The sequence below is a fragment of the Pseudomonas sp. FBCC-B545 genome (assembly GCF_059134095.1).
Genome location: NZ_CP101441.1, coordinates 4593935 through 4613632 on the forward strand (window position 1 = coordinate 4593935; position 19698 = coordinate 4613632).

General features: G+C 61.1%; 22 protein-coding genes. 10 read left to right on the forward strand and 12 right to left on the reverse strand.

Annotation, left to right across the window (positions count from 1 at the left end; all coding sequences use genetic code 11):
• Positions 1–397: 397 nt before the first annotated feature.
• Together NMB39_RS21235 and NMB39_RS21240 are read left to right on the forward strand one after the other, a co-directional pair.
• A complete protein-coding gene (locus NMB39_RS21235) occupies positions 398–865 on the forward strand; it encodes an RNA methyltransferase (RefSeq protein ID WP_010212123.1) in 468 nt (155 codons plus the stop codon).
• A 67-nt stretch (positions 866–932) separates the two neighbouring features.
• Positions 933–1283 (forward strand): YgaP family membrane protein, encoded by a 351-nt coding sequence (locus NMB39_RS21240; RefSeq protein ID WP_306957387.1) that lies wholly within the window; start codon positions 933–935, stop codon positions 1281–1283.
• An 82-nt stretch (positions 1284–1365) separates the two neighbouring features.
• Here the strand turns inward: NMB39_RS21240 and NMB39_RS21245 are convergent, their stop codons facing one another.
• Complete coding sequence (locus NMB39_RS21245; protein ID WP_494340104.1) at positions 1366–2586, reverse strand: hypothetical protein; 1221 nt, start codon at positions 2584–2586, stop codon at positions 1366–1368.
• Between the two features lie 14 nt (positions 2587–2600).
• Positions 2601–3050, reverse strand: a complete 450-nt coding sequence (locus NMB39_RS21250) for a YcgN family cysteine cluster protein (protein WP_057022064.1) — start codon at positions 3048–3050, stop codon at positions 2601–2603.
• 153 nt (positions 3051–3203) lie between these two features.
• Between NMB39_RS21250 and NMB39_RS21255 the strand changes: the two genes are divergently transcribed.
• Positions 3204–3788, forward strand: a complete 585-nt coding sequence (locus NMB39_RS21255) for a nitroreductase family protein (protein WP_056847323.1) — start codon at positions 3204–3206, stop codon at positions 3786–3788.
• A gap of 131 nt (positions 3789–3919) precedes the next feature.
• Here NMB39_RS21255 and NMB39_RS21260 read toward each other — a convergent pair whose 3' ends face one another.
• The 5 genes from NMB39_RS21260 to NMB39_RS21280 form a co-directional block, all read right to left on the reverse strand.
• On the reverse strand, positions 3920–4852 hold the full coding sequence (locus NMB39_RS21260; protein WP_306957384.1) for a D-2-hydroxyacid dehydrogenase: 933 nt from the start codon (positions 4850–4852) through the stop codon (positions 3920–3922).
• Positions 4853–4959: 107 nt separating this feature from the next.
• The gene (locus NMB39_RS21265; protein WP_014717482.1) at positions 4960–5253 is read right to left on the reverse strand and encodes a YcgL domain-containing protein; all 294 of its coding nucleotides are present in this window, start codon (positions 5251–5253) and stop codon (positions 4960–4962) included.
• Positions 5250–6383, reverse strand: a complete 1134-nt coding sequence (rnd, locus tag NMB39_RS21270; protein ID WP_056847325.1) for a ribonuclease D — start codon at positions 6381–6383, stop codon at positions 5250–5252. Before rnd ends, NMB39_RS21265 begins: the two co-directional genes overlap by 4 nt.
• Positions 6384–6505: 122 nt before the next feature.
• Complete coding sequence (locus NMB39_RS21275; protein ID WP_057022063.1) at positions 6506–7105, reverse strand: class I SAM-dependent methyltransferase; 600 nt, start codon at positions 7103–7105, stop codon at positions 6506–6508.
• A gap of 100 nt (positions 7106–7205) precedes the next feature.
• Complete coding sequence (locus NMB39_RS21280) at positions 7206–8576, reverse strand: glutamine synthetase family protein (protein WP_494340103.1); 1371 nt, start codon at positions 8574–8576, stop codon at positions 7206–7208.
• A gap of 382 nt (positions 8577–8958) precedes the next feature.
• On the opposite strand from NMB39_RS21280, the gene NMB39_RS21285 reads away from it, so the two are divergent.
• Entirely contained in the window at positions 8959–9732 is a 774-nt protein-coding gene (locus NMB39_RS21285; RefSeq protein WP_057022061.1) for a transporter substrate-binding domain-containing protein, read from the forward strand.
• A gap of 131 nt (positions 9733–9863) precedes the next feature.
• Here NMB39_RS21285 and cynR read toward each other — a convergent pair whose 3' ends face one another.
• Positions 9864–10748: a transcriptional regulator CynR gene (gene cynR / locus NMB39_RS21290; protein WP_306957382.1), complete on the reverse strand. Its 885-nt coding sequence runs from the start codon at positions 10746–10748 to the stop codon at positions 9864–9866.
• Between the two features lie 112 nt (positions 10749–10860).
• On the opposite strand from cynR, the gene NMB39_RS21295 reads away from it, so the two are divergent.
• Genes NMB39_RS21295 through NMB39_RS21305 form a run of 3 tightly spaced genes read left to right on the forward strand, consistent with a single transcriptional unit; the run spans position 10861 to position 12896 of the window.
• Positions 10861–11502 (forward strand): carbonic anhydrase, encoded by a 642-nt coding sequence (locus NMB39_RS21295; RefSeq protein WP_306957381.1) that lies wholly within the window; start codon positions 10861–10863, stop codon positions 11500–11502.
• 28 nt (positions 11503–11530) lie between these two features.
• A complete protein-coding gene (gene cynS, locus NMB39_RS21300) occupies positions 11531–12001 on the forward strand; it encodes a cyanase (protein ID WP_057022058.1) in 471 nt (156 codons plus the stop codon).
• Positions 12002–12056: 55 nt separating this feature from the next.
• Positions 12057–12896, forward strand: a complete 840-nt coding sequence (locus NMB39_RS21305) for a cache domain-containing protein (protein ID WP_464006188.1) — start codon at positions 12057–12059, stop codon at positions 12894–12896.
• Between the two features lie 76 nt (positions 12897–12972).
• On the opposite strand, the gene NMB39_RS21310 is transcribed toward NMB39_RS21305, so the two are convergent.
• Entirely contained in the window at positions 12973–14490 is a 1518-nt protein-coding gene (locus tag NMB39_RS21310; RefSeq protein ID WP_494340102.1) for an MDR family MFS transporter, read from the reverse strand.
• 66 nt (positions 14491–14556) lie between these two features.
• Positions 14557–15741, reverse strand: a complete 1185-nt coding sequence (gene pobA / locus NMB39_RS21315; protein WP_370881252.1) for a 4-hydroxybenzoate 3-monooxygenase — start codon at positions 15739–15741, stop codon at positions 14557–14559.
• A 189-nt stretch (positions 15742–15930) separates the two neighbouring features.
• Between pobA and NMB39_RS21320 the strand changes: the two genes are divergently transcribed.
• The gene (locus tag NMB39_RS21320) at positions 15931–16806 is read left to right on the forward strand and encodes a helix-turn-helix domain-containing protein (protein WP_057022055.1); all 876 of its coding nucleotides are present in this window, start codon (positions 15931–15933) and stop codon (positions 16804–16806) included.
• On the opposite strand, the gene NMB39_RS21325 is transcribed toward NMB39_RS21320, so the two are convergent.
• Complete coding sequence (locus NMB39_RS21325) at positions 16799–16978, reverse strand: hypothetical protein (RefSeq protein WP_046071450.1); 180 nt, start codon at positions 16976–16978, stop codon at positions 16799–16801. The two genes, NMB39_RS21320 and NMB39_RS21325, sit on opposite strands and share 8 nt — an antisense overlap.
• 101 nt (positions 16979–17079) lie before the next feature.
• Entirely contained in the window at positions 17080–17985 is a 906-nt protein-coding gene (locus NMB39_RS21330; protein WP_057022054.1) for a LysR family transcriptional regulator, read from the reverse strand.
• Positions 17986–18090: 105 nt separating this feature from the next.
• On the opposite strand from NMB39_RS21330, the gene NMB39_RS21335 reads away from it, so the two are divergent.
• Both NMB39_RS21335 and NMB39_RS21340 read left to right on the forward strand, forming a co-directional pair.
• Complete coding sequence (locus NMB39_RS21335) at positions 18091–18957, forward strand: MBL fold metallo-hydrolase (protein WP_494340101.1); 867 nt, start codon at positions 18091–18093, stop codon at positions 18955–18957.
• Between the two features lie 34 nt (positions 18958–18991).
• Positions 18992–19606, forward strand: a complete 615-nt coding sequence (locus NMB39_RS21340; protein WP_043046459.1) for an NAD(P)-dependent oxidoreductase — start codon at positions 18992–18994, stop codon at positions 19604–19606.
• Positions 19607–19698 lie beyond the last annotated feature (92 nt).

Genomic DNA, 19698 nt, shown 5'->3' on the forward strand with positions numbered 1-19698 from the left:
CCTCCCAAATCCATGGCGGATTACGGGCACACCGAGCCTGAGCGAGGTGCCGAGTGGTGGGGCAAGAGCCTTTTGGTTACTTTTGGGCTCTTTTCAAAAGTGACCCGCTGTAAAAGCGGAACCAATAGCCGCCGTTACCGCAGCAATGGATATGTACCCGGCCTGATCCAACATCCTGGTCGGCTGTCAGGCCGCCATCGGGGGCAAGCCCCCTCCCACAGTGTCCGACGGCGTACCAGAGGTTGTGTAGATACCCATGCTCATCGCAGGCAAGCCAGCTCCCACATTTGGAATGCATTCCCCTGTGGGAGCCGGGCTTGCCCGCGATGACGATCGCCCAAGCACTGCATACCCCCAGGCCGTATAATCGCCGTTTTTCTCCAAGGCACCCTTCCCCGTGGGCAATAAACGCTACAGCTGCATCGGTCTGTATAACCCCAAATCCCCCGAAAACGTCGGCTCGGTAATGCGTGCCGCCGGCTGCTACGGCGTGGCCTCGGTGTTCTACACCGGCGTGCGTTACGAGCGCGCCCGGGATTTCATCACCGACACCAAGAAGGTCCACCACGACATTCCGCTGATCGGCATCGACGACCTGAAAAAGATCCTGCCCCTGGGCTGCATCCCAGTCGCCGTGGAACTGGTGGAAGGCGCCCGCCCGCTGCCTGAATACACCCACCCCGACCGCGCGCTGTATATCTTCGGCCCCGAAGACGGCTCCCTGGACAAGGAGATCCGCGACTGGTGCGAAGACGTGATCTATATCCCCACCACCGGCTGCATGAACCTGGCGGCCACGGTCAACGTGGTGCTCTACGACCGCCTGGCCAAGGGCAACAACACCCGCTCGGGCCCCAAGTACTGATTTTCCGGGAACATCCGGCAGCCGCGCGCAGTCAGCTGGTAACACTTGCCCTTGTTGGAGACAGATCATGAGCGACAGCAAAATCTTGCAACCTATCATCGACGCCACGCCTTTGAGGGCTCAGCCCGCCCAGAATGTGCATGGCTGGGAACGCATCGGTTCGGTGGCAGGCGGCGTGATGATGGTCGGCAAAGGCCTGCGCCGGGGTGGGATTTTTGGATTGATCCAGGTGGCGATTGGCGGCATGGCCCTGGCCCGTGGTTTCACCGGCCATTGTTCGCTCAAGGACAGGCTGGAACATGGCCGTCAGGAAATGAACAGCGTGCGCACCAAGATCGAGCGGGCTGGGGAAGAGCTGAAGAACTTGAAGACCCAGGCCGAAGTGGAGGCTGAGAAGGCAGTAAAACCCAAAGCCTGACCTGAGTATTGGACATGCTGGAGATCCAAATGTGGGAGGGGGCTTGCCCCCTCCGACATTTTGAATTGCACAGGGCTTGGAATCAGCGCAATAGTTTGCTGTCCAGAACCACCGAAGACTCGCCGATTACACTTTCAGCCAGTTGCACAAACTCCTTGGTATCAATGCTGTTCACCCGCATCACTGCCTGCGCCAGATCATCCAGGGACCGCTTGTTGTGGGTTTTGACACGAATCTCCCGGTCGAGGTCCTGCAACACCAGCACTGCCCGCGCTACACCAGCGCTGCCGATCTGCTCGCCCCTCAGGGTAGTGACCGCCTTGCTCTCTTTGGCCAGCCGCGCCTGGATCGCCGCATAACGCTCATCGGTGATGCCTCCGGCACGCCTCATCAATTCAACCGCGTAATACTCCCCCAACCCTTCACTGATCCAGTCACTGCTGTCATGGTCGTTAAAGCGTCCGATAGCCTGCACCACTTCGCGCAGCAAAGGGCTGCTGCCGGTTTCGCTGACCAACGGGGCACGGCTGTTGAGGTAGATCGAATCGCGCAATGAATAGGCGCCACGGCGCATCGGGTCACTGGCGCCCACGATCAACAATTTGCCGGGATGGCGCGGGAATGCGGCTTCCACCTGGGGCCAGACGAACGTCAACAAGGTCAGCACGTCCATACGGCGCATGCCCTGCCCTTTGGGCGAGGCCACGGTGATTTCGGTTTCGCCCAGGCGCAGGCGGCGGCTGCCGAGGTTACCGGCGAGCATCCAGCCGGTGGGCCGGTCGAACAGGCGGGACACGTTATCGATACGGAATTTATGCTTGCCAATGCGCGGCCAGGCGGTTTCGACACTCTTCCAGCCCGTGGGCAACTCGAACGCCAGGCGCGAGACCAACTCAATGCCATCTTGCTGATCGAGACGCGCAGCCGGCACCAGGTCTTCACCGCGCAGTAACGCCCAACCCGGCGTGACCCGTGTGTCATAGATGCCCGGCTTGCGCGTATGGCTCAGGCGCACTTTGTAGGTCAGGCTGGCTTTGTCGGCGCTGGGTTGCCACAGGCCACGGCTGCCCGTGACCTGCCATTGGCCGTCGGCCTTGAAGTCGCTGTAGTCGCCCTCGCGGCCCAAGTCGAAGTCCAGGCTACGCACCGCCGAGCCTTGAGACAGGCTGACGCGCACCTGCGCCTGATCGCTTTGGGGCAGCAGCTTGACGTGATAGTCCAGGTCGACTTTCTTCGCGCACCAGCCCGGCCCGCTCAGCGCCAGTAATACCAGGCCCGCGGCTAACTTGGCTGCCACCTTCATACACACTCCTTTGTTCAGCCTGCGCGGAAGATCAGGTAGTCCTCCCAGTCGTCCTCGGGCACGCTGCCTTCGCTGAGCATGCGCCCGGACTGGGAAATGCGTTCGTGGTGCACCGCGTCACGGTCGCCGCAGACCAGATGGTGCCAGAGCGGCAGATCCTTGCGCTCGCTGACCAAGCGGTAGCCACAGGTCGGGGGCAACCATTTGAATTGGTCGGCCTGGCCCGGGGTGAGCTGGATACAGTCCGGCACCGATGCGCGGCGGTTGGGGTAATCGGTGCACTGGCAGGTTTTCAGGTCGAGCAGCTTGCAGGCGATACGCGTGTAATAGACGCTGTTGTCGTCTTCATCTTCAAGCTTTTGCAGGCAGCACAGGCCACAGCCATCGCACAATGACTCCCACTCCTGCTGATCGAGCTGCTCAAGGGTTTTGCGTATCCAGAAAGGTTCGACTTTGGCGGCCATGGCTCTACATCAGTATCGGAAGCTGAAAAGGCCGCCAGTCTAGTGCCCAAGCCCGCTGGGGCCAAGCGCTTACGACTGACGGTGTAGCAACACTTGTCAGACTACTGAGCCCGCAGTAGTTTTGAGCACCGAATTGACGATCAGGAACAGCCCATGACACGCGTTGCCGATTACCCGATCCACACCCAATTCACTGAACGCTGGTCGCCCCGCGCCTTTACCGGGGAAAGCATCCCGAAAGAGACCCTGCTGAGTTTCTTCGAAGCCGCACGCTGGGCACCGTCGGCCTACAACTCGCAGCCGTGGCGGTTTCTCTATGCGCGTCGGGACACCCCGGACTGGGAGCGTTTCCTGGGCCTGCTGAATGAATTCAACCGCAACTGGGCGCAGCACGCGTCGGCCCTGGTGATCATCGCCTCGAAAACCGACTTCATGGCACCAGGTGCCACCGAAGAAACCCCGGCGCTATGGCACACCTTCGACACTGGCTCGGCCTGGGGCCATCTGGCGCTGCAAGCCAGCCTAAGCGGCTGGCATACCCATGGCATGGCCGGTTTCGATCAGGAGCTGACCCGCAAGGAGCTGAAGATCCCACAAGGGTACGCGTTGCATGCGGCCGTGGCCGTGGGCAAGCTGGGTGACAAGTCGAGCTTGCCGGAGTATCTGCAGGGCCGTGAAGCGCCGAGCCCGCGCAAGCCGTTGACTGAACTGGTGTCTGAGGGCGACTTCAGCCTGTAAGCCTAGTGCAACTCCAATGTGGGAGGGGGCTTGCTCCCGATAGCGGTGGGTCAGTTAGAAATGTGCTGACAGACATACTGCTATCGGGAGCAAGCCCCCTCCCACATTTTAGATTGATGCATGGCCAAGGATCAGTAGCCCCGGTCGAAGTCCACTTCCCCGCGCAGCACTTGCTTGGCCTGGTAGGCGCGCACGTTTTGCACAAACAACGCCACCATCATCGACGGCGAGGTCGGTGCCGAGCTGTGCCCGGTCAACAGCAGACCCCACGCTGTCCAAAACGGGTGGCGCTGCGGCAGCGGCTCCTGACGGCACACGTCGATCACCGCGCCGGCCAGGTGCCCTTCTTTCAGGGCTTCAACCAGATCGGCATCCACCACCGCCACGCCGCGCCCGACGTTGATAAACAGCGCAGTGGACTTGAATTGCTTGAACAGTGCGCAGTCGTACAGGTCATGGGTTTCGGGCGTATTGGGCAGCAGGTTGATCACGTAATCGACCTCTCCCACCAAGCGGCCCAACTGGTCGAGCCCGGCCACTTCGATAAACGGTGCCTGTTCCCGCGCCGTACTGGCGATGCCATACAGCGTGACGCCAAACGGCACGAGGAAATCGGCGACGCTCTGGCCAATATCGCCGGTGCCGACAATCAGCACCTTGCGCCCCGCCAGGCTCTGGCCCATGCGGTTGTCCCACTTGCGCTCGACCTGGCTGACCAGGCGCGCCAGCACTTCGCGCTCGTGGCCCAGCATGTAGGTGAGGACGAACTCGGCCATGACCTGGCCATAAATCCCCACCGCACGGGTCAGGCGATAGTCGCGGGGCAAGCCATCGGCCAGCAGCGGCGTAATACCGGCCCAGGTCGATTGCAGCCACTGCGGGTGATGGCCCTGGCGCAACAGGGTCGCCAGCAGATCGGGCTGGCCCAGCCATACCGGGCAATCGGCGGCCAGCCGCGAGAGTTCGGCAGAATCGCCGCTGGTCAGCACTTCAAGGTCTGGGGCCGCTTCCTTGAGCAATTGGGCGTAGAGCGGGTGATCCTGTTCAGCAATCAGAACACGCATGGTTCAAACCTTTCAAAAACAGTGCAGACGGCCGCCCGCATCCTTACGGCCACCGTCCTCTAATACGATTCCATTAAAGCCTGTGCCCTGATGCGGGCACTGATCGATCACATCGGGTCGTTGCGGCGCAGCAGCTCTTCGGGCAAGTGCTCGATGTACTCATCCTCGGCCGGCGGCATTTGCAGGTGGTAACCCTGCTTGTCGAGGTTTTCCAGCACCACCGTGATGTCTTCGCGGGACAGCTTGCGCTCCGGCGTCAGCACCATGTCGAAGGCGTGGTGCGCCTTGCCGAAAGCTTCCATCAAGGGTTCTGGCACGCGTTCCAAAGCGTCGCTTTTGAGCACATAGAGGTACATGCCGTCTTTTTTCTTGCTGCGATAGATGGAGCAAATACGTTTCAAGGCTGTTCTCCGGCAGTGGCCAGGCTGTCGAGCAGCGCTTGGCCCATCAGCTCGCGACGCCAGCCACGCAGCGAGTCTGGCAATTGATAAGGCCCATCGGGGTAGCCGCTTTTAACCAGGGCTTCGAGGGTTTTCTTGCGCAGCATCAGTTCCGGCGCCATGTCCAGGCGTTCGGCGAACGTCTGGCCCAGGGCGCGCAGTTGCTTGATCAGCGTGGCTGCGTCCACCGGCAAAGGCTCGGCGACGGCGGGAGGCCATTGGTCCATCGGCACGCTGCCGGCTCGCTTGATCAGGTCCAGCAGGAACTGGCCGTCCTGGCGCACGGTGCGCGGGTGCATGTCTTCGATCTTGCCCAGCGCCGCCAGGTTATCCGGCTGGGATTTGGCCAGCGGCCACAACGAGTGTTCGCGAATGATACGGTTGCGCGGCAGGTCGCGGGCACGGGCTTGCTGCTCGCGCCAGGCGCATAGCTCACGCAGCACGGCGAGTTGGGCACGGGAGAGTTTCCATGCCAGCTTGGCATCGCGGTAGACCTCGTAGGGGTCGATCTCACGACGCAGGTTGGCCACCAGTTCGGCACCGTCTTCCAGTACCCAGGCGTACTTGTCATCCGATAGCTGCGGGCGCAGGCGGATATACACCTCGGCCAGGTGCACCGCGTCTTCGGCGGCGTAGCTGACCTGCGTCTCGGACAATGGGCGCTGCAGCCAGTCGGAGCGGGTTTCGCCCTTGGGCAGCTCGATGTCCAGCACGGCTTGTACCAGGCGTGAGTAGCCCATGGAGAAACCAAGATTGAGATAAGCCGCCGCCAACTGGGTGTCGAACAACGGCACCGGCAGGCTGCCGGTCAGGCGTAGCAGCACTTCCAGGTCTTCGCTGCAGGCGTGCACCACCTTGATCACGCCTGAGTTTTCCAGCAAGGCGGCCAAGGGTTGCCAATTATCGATGGTCAGCGGATCGATCAGGTAAGCGCGGATGCCATCACCGATCTGGATCAGCCCGGCAATAGGATAAAAGGTGTCGACCCGCATGAATTCGGTGTCGAGGGCGACGAATGGCAACTGCTGCCATTCGGCGCAATGCTGGCCGAGGCTATCGTTGTCGCAGATCCAGTGAATATCGATGGCCACACGGCTCTCCCTTGAAGAATGGCGCGCAGTATATATCGCTAAAGGGACTTGCGAGCATCCGCTGTGCACACAGCATCATGAAAACTCCGACAGGAGATGAAGAATAGTCCGACGAATGGAAGTTATCCTCTCTTACGCAGAACGTAGACGCACCACAGCCTGGAGCCCGGGAGGAACTCCTGATAATTCAGAATCTTGAAGCCTGCCTGACGAAACTCGTCTTCCACCGGTGTTCCTACGCTCACCGCGACAATGACCGTATCGCGGCTGACGCGGTGAAACTCGCGTAACAACATTAATCGCCCATCGCTGCCGGGCACATGACGAAACAATTCCAGGCAGAAAATACAGTCCACCGCATTCGCCGATAGGCCAATGGAAAACGCCGAGCCCTGGAATGTCTTGACGCGCTTGAGTAGCGCCCCAGGATGATGGGTACGAGCATGATCGAGCATGGCCTGGGAGTGGTCCGAGGCCAGAATCACCCGGTTGACGTGCTCAGCCAACACCGGCCAGAAACGCCCCGAACCACACGCCAGGTCAAGGATAAGCCCCGGCTCGCCGGCCACCTTCAATGCATGGCGTACCAGCCGCGTATCCCGCCACGCCGCCAGGCGCTGCAGCAGCCGGGGTGGGCGCGGGTCACCGCAGACCCTGGCGTGCTCACGGCCACAGCGCTCAGCGAATTCGATCTCAATGGAGGATGGAGGTTGTGGCGACATCGCGGGCTCATGTGGATAGAACGGTAGTGAACGACCTTGATCCGCAGCTTAACCACCGCAACGTGAAAAAAAGGTCGAAAGCCTCACTACCGTGAATCGGTCACGCCTGGTGCAGGTACCAACGCCAATCCTGCTCACCCACCTCGCCCATGAACTGGCGGTATTCCTCGCGTTTAACCGCCAGATAGACGCCGAGAAATTCACTGCCGAACGCATCCCGTGCCCAACTTGACCCCTCAAGGGCGCGCAGGGTGGTCAGCCAATCGGTAGGCAGCAACTCCTTGGCCTGGGCGTAGCCGTTGCCTTCCACCGGGGCACCGGGGTCGCGCTGTTCGCGGATGCCGCGGTGGATGCCGGCAAGAATCGCAGCGGCCGCCAGGTAAGGATTGGCGTCAGCCCCGCAAATGCGATGCTCGATATGCCGGGAATGGGCCGGGCCGCCGGGCACGCGCAGGCTGACGGTGCGGTTGTCCACGCCCCAGGTGGCGGCCAGGGGCGCGTAGCTGTTGGTCTGGAAGCGCCGATAAGAGTTGGCGTTAGGGCAGAACATCAGCAACGAATCAAGCAAGGTGTCGAGCATGCCGCCCACCGCCTGGCGCAACAGCGGCGTGCCATCAGCCGCCTCGCTGGCGAACAGGTTATGGCCCTGGGCATCGGCCAGGCTGACATGCATATGCATGCCGGTGCCGGCCAGGTCATCGAATGGCTTGGCCATGAAACACGCCGTCATCCCGTGCTTGTGGGCCACGCCCTTGACCAGGCGTTTGTAGCGCACCGCCTCGTCCATCGCCTGCAATGCGTCAGTGCGATGCTCGAGGGTGATTTCAACCTGGCCCGGAGCGTATTCGGAGATGGCCGTGCGCGCCGGGATACCTTGCAGTTTGCAGGCGCTATAGAGGTCGGCGAGAAACGGCTCGATCTGCTCCAGTTCGCGCAGGCCGTAGACCTGGGTCGAACGTGGACGCTTGCCGTCCGAGTCCCGCGCCGGTTGCGGGCGACCGTTGCTGTCGGGCTTCTGGTCGAGCAGGTAGAACTCCAGTTCCGCGGCCATCACTGGGTAATAACCGTCGGCCTTGAGCGCATCGATGACCTTGGCCAGCAAGTGCCGGGGGTCGGCGACGGTGGCGGGTAAGCCTTCGGTGGGGTGCATGCTGACTTGCACCGCAGCGGTTGGGATCAAGCGCCAGGGCATGCGCTGCAGACTGCCGCTGACTGGGTAGGCGCGACAGTCGATATCGCCCACGTCCCATACCAGCCCGGAGTCATCTACGTCGTCGCCATTGATGGTCAAGCCGAGGATGGTGCTGGGCAGTGGCCGGCCGGTTTCGTACACCGCCAGCAGCTCGTCGCGGTGCAGCAGCTTGCCGCGTGGTACGCCGTTGTTGTCGAGGATAAACAGCTCGAACAGCTCGATGTCCGGGTTCTGTTCAAGGAACGCCTGGGCTTCGTGCAGGCTGGCAAAAACACTCATGGGGGCTTCTCATACGTTTGGGTCAGGCAGATGCGCACAGGAGCGCGTCATCCATGGGGGTAGATCAACGTAGGAAAAAGGTATCGGGTGGGCGTGCGTGTCGGCAGTGAAACAAGGCCCAAAAGGCCAGTTCGGAGGGTAGCGCCTCAATATCGGCCCGGCCGGGCACGGGCAATGTCACGGGATGAGGGGAAGAACCGTCCATGCGCAAATCACATTGAGGTAGATGCCCGGCACCTTAGCACGCGTTGATCGCGAGTTAGATCCAGGTTCTATAACGTTTTGTTGCAATGCGGCCAAACATTCGCCGCCCCTTGCTACCTTGGCGCTCTGCTGGAAATAATGGCCGCCCCCCCGCATGGCCTCCAAGGATTCGACTCCCATGAAAGTGCCTCTAGCCCTCTGTGTACTGGCGACCCTGGCAAGCACCGCCCAGGCCGACACCGCCGCCTCGCGCCTGGATGAAGTACTTCAGCGCGGCACCCTCACCGTCTGCACCACCGGCGACTACAAGCCCTACACCTCGTTGCGTACCGACGGCCGCTATGAAGGCATTGACATTGCCATGGCCGAATCCCTGGCCAAGAGCCTCAACGCCAAGGTCAACTGGGTGCCTACGACCTGGAAAACCCTGATGCCGGACTTCCTTGCCCAACGTTGCGACATCGCCGTGGGCGGTATTTCCGTGTCGCTGGAGCGCCAGAAAAAGGCCTTCTTCAGCCAGTCCCTCGGAGTCGACGGCAAGATCCCGCTGGTGCGCTGCGCCGACGTGCAGCGCTACCAGACAGTCGAACAGATCAATCAGCCCCAGGTGCGAGTGATCGAGCCGGCAGGCGGCACTAACGAAGTGTTTGCCCGCGCCCACCTGGCCAAAACGCAGATTCGCCTGCATGACAATGTGACGATTTTTGACCAATTGCTGGCAGGCAAGGCCGACGTGATGATCACCGACGCCAGCGAGGCGCGCTACCAGCAGAAGCTCAAGCCTGGTTTGTGTGCGGTCAACCCGGAGCAGCCAATGCAATACAGTGAAAAAGCCTTCCTGCTGCCTCGGGATGATGTGGCCTGGAAGAGTTATGTGGATCAGTGGTTGCATCTGAGTGTGGCGACTGGCGCGTATGCGGGCATTGTCAGCCAGTGGCTGGCCGCGCCTTGATGGCGACCCAACCGGTACACCGCGGTCAAAGTGTGGGAGGGGGCTTGCTCCCGATTGCGGTGGATCAGTCAGAATATTTTTGACTGACACACCGCTATCGGGAGCAAGCCCCCTCCCACATTTTGGTTGTCTTACACCAGGGCAATCGCGCTTGCCCCGCCACTTGGCGCCATTATCAACTCAACGAACGCCCTGCACGCGGCGCTGCGGTAGGCGCCTTTGCGGCTCAAAAGCGCGGCAGTACGCCGCGGCAGCGGTGGGTCGACGGCCACGTCATGCAAGCCTGCCTGCGCCTGGGCCAGTGCTCGCGGCAGGATGGTTGCCAGCGGCGTGCTGAGCACGATCTCGATAATGGCACTGATGGAGTTGGCCTCCATGGCGATGCACGGTTTAACCCCTTGCTGACGGCAGTAATCATCGATGTAGCGGCGGGTGGCGAACCCCGTATTGAGTAGCACCAGCGGCTGCTCGAGCCAGTCCAGGCGGTTCAGTTGGGGATGAGTGGCACCCACGACCACACTCAGTTCTTCGACAAACACCGCCTCACACTCGATGTCCGGCCCATGCTCGCCGGTAAATCCGATGCCGATATCCAGCAGATCCTCGCCCAGGGCGGCTTCGATGCGGTCCTGGGTCAGTTCTTCGATGCTCAAAGTAATGCCCGGATACAGCCGGTTGAACCGCGCCAGCAGCGGGCCGATCAGGTAGGCGGTAAAGGTCGGCGTCATCGCCAGGCGCAAATGCCCGCGGCTAAGGTCTTGCACATCGTGAATGGCGCGGGTGCCGGCCTGCAGGTCCTGCAACGCCAGCCGCGCAAAACGCACATAGGCCTGCCCTGCATCGGTCAAGCTGATGCTGCGCCCGGAGCGGTCAAGCAGCGGCGCACCCAGGCTTTCTTCAAGTTGCTTGATCTGCTGCGACAAGGTCGGCTGCGACACATGCAACGCTTCGGCGGCGCGGGTGAAATTACGGTGCTCGGCGACGGCCAGCAAATAACGGATATGGCGCAACAGCATCGACAACACTCCAACTATAGGCATAACTTATAGAAAGCATAATAAACCGGTCTTGGACGCTATAGCTGAAAACTTCCATCCTTGCCCCATCAGCGACGCAAGGAGAACCACCATGCAGCATCTCATCGACGGCTTTCGCAAATTCCAGGGTGAAGCCTTTACCCAGCGCAGCGACCTGTTCAAACACCTGGCGACCACGCAAAACCCAGGCACCTTGTTTGTGTCCTGCTCTGACAGCCGCGTAGTCCCGGAGCTTTTGACCCAACAGGAACCCGGCGATCTGTTCGTCATCCGCAATGCCGGCAATATAGTGCCGTCCTACGGGCCGGAGCCGGGCGGCGTGTCGGCCACGGTCGAATATGCCGTGGCGGTACTCGGGGTCAGCGACATTGTGATTTGCGGGCATTCGGACTGCGGCGCAATGACCGCGATTTCCACCTGTACATGCCTGGACCACCTGCCGGCCGTGGCCAACTGGTTGCGCCATGCCGAGTCGGCCAAGGTGATCAACGCTTCACGCCAGCACGTCTCGGACGCTGCACGCCTGGATGCATTGGTGCGCGAAAACGTAGTCGCCCAATTGGCTAATCTCAAGACTCACCCCAGCGTCGCCCTGGCCCTGGAACAAAGCCGGATGAACCTGCATGGCTGGGTCTACGACATCGAAACCGGCGGCATTGACGCTTTGGACGGGCGCACCGGGCGCTTCGTCTCCCTGCTCGACCATCCAGCCACCTGTGCCCACGCCGCCTGAACCTGACTTAAACCAAGAGGACGTCACCATGTTGCAATCCCAATTCGCCCAAACCCCACGCCTGGCCCTGGCCGACACCATTATCGACCTCAAGGCGCGCAAGAACCTGTCCTGGCAGGACCTCACCGACGGCACCGGCCTGAGCCTGGCCTTCGTCACGGCCGCCCTGCTCGGCCAGCATCCGTTGCCCAAGGACGCCGCCGACATTGTGTGCGACAAACTCGACCTCGACCAAGACGCCAGCCGCCTGCTGCAAAGCGTGCCCCTGCGCGGCAGTTTCCCAGGCGGCGTGCCGACCGATCCGACCATGTACCGTTTCTACGAAATGCTGCAGGTCTACGGCTCTACCCTAAAAGCCTTGGTGCATGAACAGTTTGGCGACGGCATCATCAGCGCCATCAATTTCAAGCTGGATATCAAGAAAGTCGAAGACCCGGACGGCGGTTCCCGTGCGGTCATCACCCTGGACGGCAAATACCTGCCGACCAAACCCTTCTGATTTCCCGGCAACCGTCTACGCTCTTGGCACATCAACAAGAACGAGGGACGGGTAAATGAACACACTGCTTCGATTCACCTGGCTGCTGCTGTTGTGTTGCAGCCAGGTGCATGCCGACCCGGCTCAGGAAGCGGACGCCCAGGCCGCCAAGGCCCTGCTGGAAAAAGCCTTGGCGTACTACCACCAGCAAGGCGACAAGGCCTTTGCCGCCTTCAGCCGTCAAGGCGAATTCATCGACCAGGACCGCTATGTATTTGTGGTCGATACCCAGGGCGTGTTGCTCGCCAGTGGCGGCCCCTCCTCTGCCTTGATCGGTCGCGACGTGTCCGAGGTACTCGGGCCAGATTTGCGTCAGTCATTCAAGGACACGCTCAAGGTGCCCGAAGGCCAGGGCATCCAACAGGCTGACTATCGTTGGCAGAACTGGAATGACGGCAAGGTCGAACACAAGCACGTGTTTTATCAGCGGGTGGGCGAACGCATCCTCGCGGTGGGCTATTACCTGCCCCGGGCCACGCCGGAACAGGCGCGAGCGCTGCGCAACAAGGCGGTGAATGCGCTGGTGAAGGACGAAACCGGTACACTCAAGGCGATCAACTCCTTGCAGGGCGGTTTCCTGCAGGATGACCTGTATGTATTTGTGGTCGACCTGGATACCCATCGTTATGTGGCCCACGGCACCAACCTGCGCCTGGTCAATACCGACTTCGGCAAGATCAAGGACCCGGACGGCAAGCCGGTGGGTGAGCCGATCCTCAAGCTGATGGCCGAGCAGGACCAGGGGGAATACAAGTACCGCTGGAAGAACCCGGTGACCGGCAAGGTCGAGAACAAGCACGCTTATGTGCGCAAGACCGGGCACTTCATGGTGGCGGTGGGTTACTACAGCCCCTGACCTGGCTTGGAATGCAATAAAAATGTGGGAGGGGGCTTGCTCCTCCCACATTTTGATCTCCTACATTCATTTGGACCTAGCGGGCTTTGTCTTCACGACCGCGCAGCACCCGGTTCGGCATCGCTATCGCCGCCGCCAACCCGAACAACGACACCGCCGCACTCACCATCAGCAAATGCCGGAACGTCACCGCCAACTCCCCACGCAACGCATCCTGGGCTGGGCCTGGGGCGGCCTTAAGGCCGTCGAGCAAGACGTTGCCGGAGCTGCCTTCGGCCACCAGCGCGCCGCTGGCCAAGTGGGCAAAACTGGAATCGTGCAACAGCGCCAGCAGCAACGCCGACATGCACGCCACCCCGACGGCCCCGCCCAGGGAGCGGAACAGGTTGGTGGTGCTGGTGGCGACGCCGATGTCCCGTTGTTCCACTGAATTCTGCGTGCCTACCAATGAGGTGGGGAACTGCATGCCCGCAGCGATCCCGCACAGCAACATGAATACGGCGGTGATCACCACCGCCTGGGGTGCGCTGTAGGCCATGCCGAGGATGGCCAAGGGGCTCAACAATGCGCCACTGAGGATCATGGGTTTATAGCGGCCGGTCACCGAGGTCATGCGCCCGGCGAAATACGCCCCCATCGGCAAACCCATCGCCAGTGGCAGCAGGTGCAGGGCCGCGCTGTCGGCACCGGAACCGGTCACGGTCTGGTAACGCAGGGGCGTCAGCACGCTCAGGGAAATCGCCTGGAAGCTGGTGATAAAAATCGTGCACCAGCACAACACCGCGCTGCGGTTGGCGAACAGATGCATGGGCAGCAATGGCTCAAGGGCGCGGCGTTCGTGCCACACAAATACGCTCAACGCCAGCAGCGCGCAGGCCAGCAACCCCAGCACTTGAGCGTCACGCCAATGATGGCCCTGGCCGATTTCAGTGATACCCAGCAACAAGGCGGTGAGGCCGATGATCATCAGCACCGTGCCGAGATAATCAATGATCGGCTTGCGCTGCGGCACCGGCAGCCCCACCAGGGTGCGATGGGCCACGTACCACGCGCCTGCGCCCAGGGGCAGGTTGATCAAAAACACCCAGCGCCACGACAGGTACTCGGTCATATAGCCGCCCAGCACCGGCCCGGCCACACTGGCTACCGCGTACATGCTGCTGAAGTAGCCCTGGTAACGGCCGCGTTCGCGTGGGGGGATGATGTCGCCGATGATTGCCTGGCTGACCGAGATCATCCCGCCGGCACCGATGCCCTGGAGAATCCGCGCCAGCACCAATTGTTCCATGCTCTGCGCCATGCCGCAGAACAGCGACGCCAGGGTGAACACGCCCATGCCGATCAGCATCATCGGCCGGCGCCCATACAGGTCGCCGAGTTTGCCGTAGATTGGCACTGCGACGGTCATCGCCACCATGTAGCCGGAGATCACCCAGGCCAACAGGTTGACGTCGTGGAACTGCGCGGAAATGGCTGGCATGGACACCGCGACAATGGTCTGGTCCAGGGCACCAAGGAAGATCGCCATCATCAACGCAGCAAGGATACTGCGCACGGCGGGAACGGTTGGAGCGGGCTGATTGAGGTGAGTCACGGCAGAACCTTCGAGCAAGGCCCGCAGGAAAAGGTCGCCCGCAGGAATGCTCGATACGATAGCAGGCTATTCGATAGGCTCGTAAGCAAGCCCGACGTAATTTTCTGCGATGGTTTTGCGCCCGGCGTCGGAGTGGATGAAATAGTCCAGTTCGCTTTCGGCAATGCGCTGGCTGAAAGCGTCCGCCTGGGGAAACTGATGCAGCATCGAGGTCATCCACCAGGAAAACCGCTCGGCTTTCCACACCCGGCGCAGGCAGACTGCCGAGTATTTTTCCAGCAAGTCCAGGCGCCCTTCGCGATACACCTTGAGCAGGATCCGGAACAAGGTGCTCACATCGCTGGCCGCCAGGTTCAGGCCCTTGGCGCCGGTGGGCGGGACGATATGCGCGGCATCGCCGAGCAGGAACAGGCGCCCGTATTGCATGGGCTCCACCACGAAGCTGCGCAGCGGCGCGATGCTCTTTTCAAGCGACGGGCCGGTGACCAACTGCTCCGCCAATGCGCTGGGCAGCCGCGCTTTGAGCTCATTCCAGAAACGTGCATCCGACCATTGCTCCACGACCTCGTCCTGCGGCACTTGCAGGTAATAACGGCTGCGTGTCGGTGAGCGCATGCTGCACAAGGCAAATCCTCGTGCGTGTTTGGCGTACACCAGCTCGGCGTGTACCGGCGGCGTGTCGGCGAGCACGCCCAGCCAACCGAAGGGGTAGACCCGTTCGAACACCTTCAACGCATCGGCCGGAATCGACTGGCGGGCAACGCCATGGAAGCCATCGCAACCGGCAATGTAGTCACACTCCAGGCGCCAGGCTTGGCCTTCATGCTCGAACGTCAGCCAGGGCTGCTCACCCTTGAGGTCATGGGGCTGCACATTGGACGCTTCGTACAGGGTGGCGGCGCCGGCGGCTGCACGAGCAGCCATCAGGTCGCGGGTGACTTCGGTCTGGCCGTAGATCATCACCGACTGGCCGCAGGTCAAGGTCTTTAGGTCGATAGGGATGAGTCGGCCATTGAGCGCTATGTCAAAGCCGTCGTGTACCAGCCCTTCGGTGTCCATGCGTTGGCTGACGCCTGCCTCGCGCAGCAGGTCGACCATGCCTTGTTCCAACACGCCGGCACGGATGCGACCTTGCACGTACTCGGCGCTCTGACGCTCTAGGACAAGGGTTTGAATGCCAGCGTTATGCAGCAGTTGGCCGAGCAGCAATCCAGACGGACCGGCACCGATAATGGCGACTTGGGTTTTCAGGGTTTTCATTATTTTTATCGCCTTCACCCTTCATTCGAACGGATCGAGTGAAAGAGTTGTCAGTGGACTTGTGGCTGACATTTTTCACTTGAGTGAGCAGCATAAGAAGGTGAAAACTGCCTCAAAGCCTGCACTTTTCGCCAATCGGGGCGATTACCGAACCACTATCCTGAGTATCGGATTGAAACCATGACCAAAACCGCGATTCCGGTCTTCAAGCTTTACGGGGAAAGCCAGCAGTGGCCGACGCCCGATTTGTTGCACTGCGAAACCATTTCCCGGCGCAGTCGGGAATACCAGTGGGAAATCCAGCCCCACCGGCACGCGGACCTGTGCCAGTTGCTGTATGTGCACAAAGGCCAGGCACAACTGGAAATCGAAGGCCAGCGCACCACCCTCAACGAGTCGAGCCTGCAAGTGCTGCCGCCGCTCTGTGTGCATGGCTTTCGTTTTTCCGAAGAGGTGCAAGGTTACGTCGTGACCCTCTCGGCGCCGCTGGTCAGCCACTTGCAGGCGCAACTGGGCGACACCATCGATGGTTTGCAAACCCTTGGCAGTTACCCGGCGGGCAAGGACAGCGACTATTTGAACAACCTCTTTGCCCGTTTGCAGGACGAATACGCCGATGATCAACCGGCCCGGGACATGATGCTGCATGCCTTGGTGAGCGTGCTGCTGGTGTGGGTCAGCCGCCAGGCGATCCAGCGCCGCCATCCCCGGGCGCCGCGGGGTCGTGAGTATTTTCGCCGCTTCACCCAACTGGTCGAGCAGCATTACCGCGAGCACCCCAAGATTGAAGACTTGGCCCACAAGCTGGGCATCTCGGTCTCACACTTGAATGGGACGTGTCGGGAGTTGGGCGGGCAACCGGCGCTGCAGATCATGCATGACCGCCAGTTGCTGGAAGCCAAGCGTTTGTTGACCTACACCAGCATGACCATCAATGAGATGTCCGAGGTGCTGGGTTTTTCCGACCCGACCAACTTCTCGCGGCTGTTTCGCCGCCGAGTCGGGTTTTCACCCAAGGCCTTTCGCGAGCAGTTAAAGGCCGAGCAGCTTACCTGAGTGCACTGAAACTGCCGGTGCGCGGCACGCATTGGCCCTGATGGCAGCTGATGGCGAACGCCGCCGGTTGCATGCGCGTTTGCTCGACGCGATAGGCGGCAGTGCCATACAGCGCCGTCGCCAATGCGCAGAGGGAGAAAATCGTCAGGTATTTGCGGGTTTTAATACTCATGGCACTGACCTCCGGACCCGATCTACAGGGTGCTGTTTAAAGCATAGGTCAGCTAGGGCAAGTTGCCATGATTGGCTGCCATTCAGCGCGCTTATAGCGTCTCAGAGCCCGATGTCCCATGCGGGCGCCTCGGGAAACCGCAGCACCAGGAAATCCAGCAGGCTGCGCAGCGCTGAAGGCATGTGCTTGCGCGAGGCATACACCGCGTAGATGTTCATCTGCCGCGGCTCAGCTTCTGGCAGCAAGCGCACCAGTTCACCACTGCGGATCAAGTCACCGGCCTGATAACTGGGGAGCATCGCCACCCCTGCCCCGGCCAGGGTGATACGCAATAACGTGCTGGCCTCGTTGGCCGTGATATTGCCCTGCACCGGCACCGACACGTGTTCGCCCTGTTCTTCGAAATGCCAAAGGCTCTTGCCGAAATAAGAGTGGGTCAGGCAATTGTGCCGGGCCAGGTCTTCGACTTTCTGCGGGGCTGGATGCTCGCGCAGATAGGCCGGTGTGGCGCAGACCACCGAGCGGCATACGGTCAAGCGTCGGGCGATCAGGTTCGGGTCCAGGTCATTGCTGGTGCGGATCGCCAGGTCAATGCGCTCATCCACCAGGTTCACCGTGCGGTCGAGCATCTGCAGATCAACCGTCACCAACGGGTAGCGTTTGACGTACTCGGCAATGGCCGCGCCCAACTGCGCCTGGCCGAACGAGGTGCTCACACTCAGGCGCAGCAAGCCTCGGGGCGCGTCATCGGGCTCGCTGACGGCGGCCTGCATATCACCACACAGTTCCAGCAATTGCCGACAGCGCGGCAGGGTTTCACTGCCGGCGGCGGTGAGGCTGAGCTTGCGCGTGGTGCGGTGCAGCAGCCGCGCGCCGACCCAGTCCTCCAGTTCGGCCAGGTAGCGCGACACTACCGGGCGCGACAGGTCCAGATGATCGGCGGCGGCAGACTGGCTGCCCAGGTCCACCACGGTGACAAACACGCGCATTGCTTGAAGACGATCCATGATTTGCCCGATTTCAGAAACAAACTATGTTCCAGCATCGCATTTTTTGTGATGTTTTATGCAACTAAGCTCTGTACATCCCTTATCCATGGCAGGAGCTGCCCGATGTTCTCGATGTTCAAACGCTTGACCCTGGCCACTGCCGCCCTGGCCTTCGCCGCTCACGCCGCCGCCGCAGAGCTGAAACTCGACGTCTACAACCCCGGCGAAGCCGCGATCTTCCCGGTCAGCTCGGTGCTGGTCAGCGGCGCCAAAGACGCGATCCTGGTGGATGCGCAATTCGGCAAGGGCCAAGCCGAGCAACTGGTGCAAAAGATCCGCGCCAGCGGCAAGCACTTGACCACCATCTACATCAGCCATGGCGACCCGGACTACTACTTCGGCCTCGACACGCTCACCAGCGCATTCCCCGACGCCAAGGTGCTGGCGCCGCAACCGGTGGTCGACCATATCAACGCCACCGTCGCCGGCAAGCTGGAATTCTGGGGCCCGAAAATGGGCGCCGACAAACCCGCCAAGACCATCGTGCCGCAGGCACTGCAAGGCCACAGCCTGACCCTTGAAGGGCAACAGCTTGAGGTGATCGGCCTCGACGGCCCGCAGCCGGATCGCAGCTTTGTGTGGATTCCGTCGATCAAGGCCGTGGTCGGTGGCGTGGTGGTCGCAGAAAACATCCACCTGTGGATGGCCGATACCCAGGGCGCGCAATCCCATAAAGACTGGTTGGCAACCCTCAAACGTATTGAAGACCTGAAGCCGCAGACGGTGATTCCGGGCCATTACCTGGGCACGCCCTCCTTGGCTTCGGTGAAATTCACTGCTGACTACATCAAGGCCTTCGACATCGAGACCGCCGAGGCCAAGGATGCTGCCGCCTTGATCGCGGCCATGAAACAGCGTTACCCCACCCTCGCCGACGAAAGCTCGCTGGAACTGAGCGCCAAAGTCGCCAAGGGCGAAATGAAGTGGTGATTGGTTTAAACCCTTAACCCTGTTGGAGAACGTCATGAGCAAGATCGCAATCATTGGGGCCACCGGCCGTGCCGGCAGCCAACTGCTGGAAGAAGCGCTGCGCCGTGGGCATAGCGTCACCGCCATCGCCCGCAACACCGACAAGCTGGGTGTACGCCCAGGCGTCACGGTCAAGCAGGTCGATGCCCTGGACGCCGACGCCCTGCAACACGCCATCAGCGGCAGCGACGTGGTGATCAGCGCCGCACACTTTGCCACCTTGCCCGCCAGCGCCGTGATCGGCCCGGTGAAAAAGGCCGGGGTCAAGCGCTTGCTGGTGGTGGGCGGTGCGGGTTCGCTGCTGCTACCGGACGGCAGCCGGGTGATCGACAGCCCGGGCTTCCCGGCAGAGTACAAGGCCGAAGCCAGTGCCGGGGCTGAATTCCTGGAAACGTTGCGTCAGGAAAAAGAGTTGGATTGGACGTTCCTGTCGCCTTCTGCTCTGTTCGATGGAACCGAGCGCACCGGTAAGTTCCGTCTGGGCCAGGATGATCTGCTGGTGAGCAGTGACGGTAACAGCTCGATCAGCTTTGCCGACTACGCCATCGCCATGATTGATGAGGTTGAAACACCTAGACACTCGCGTCAGCGCTTCACCGTTGGCTACTGACACCACGCGGTAAAAAATGTGGGAGGGGGCTTGCCCCCGATAGCAGTGGATCAGGCAGATTATTTGTGACTGACACACCGCTATCGGGGCAT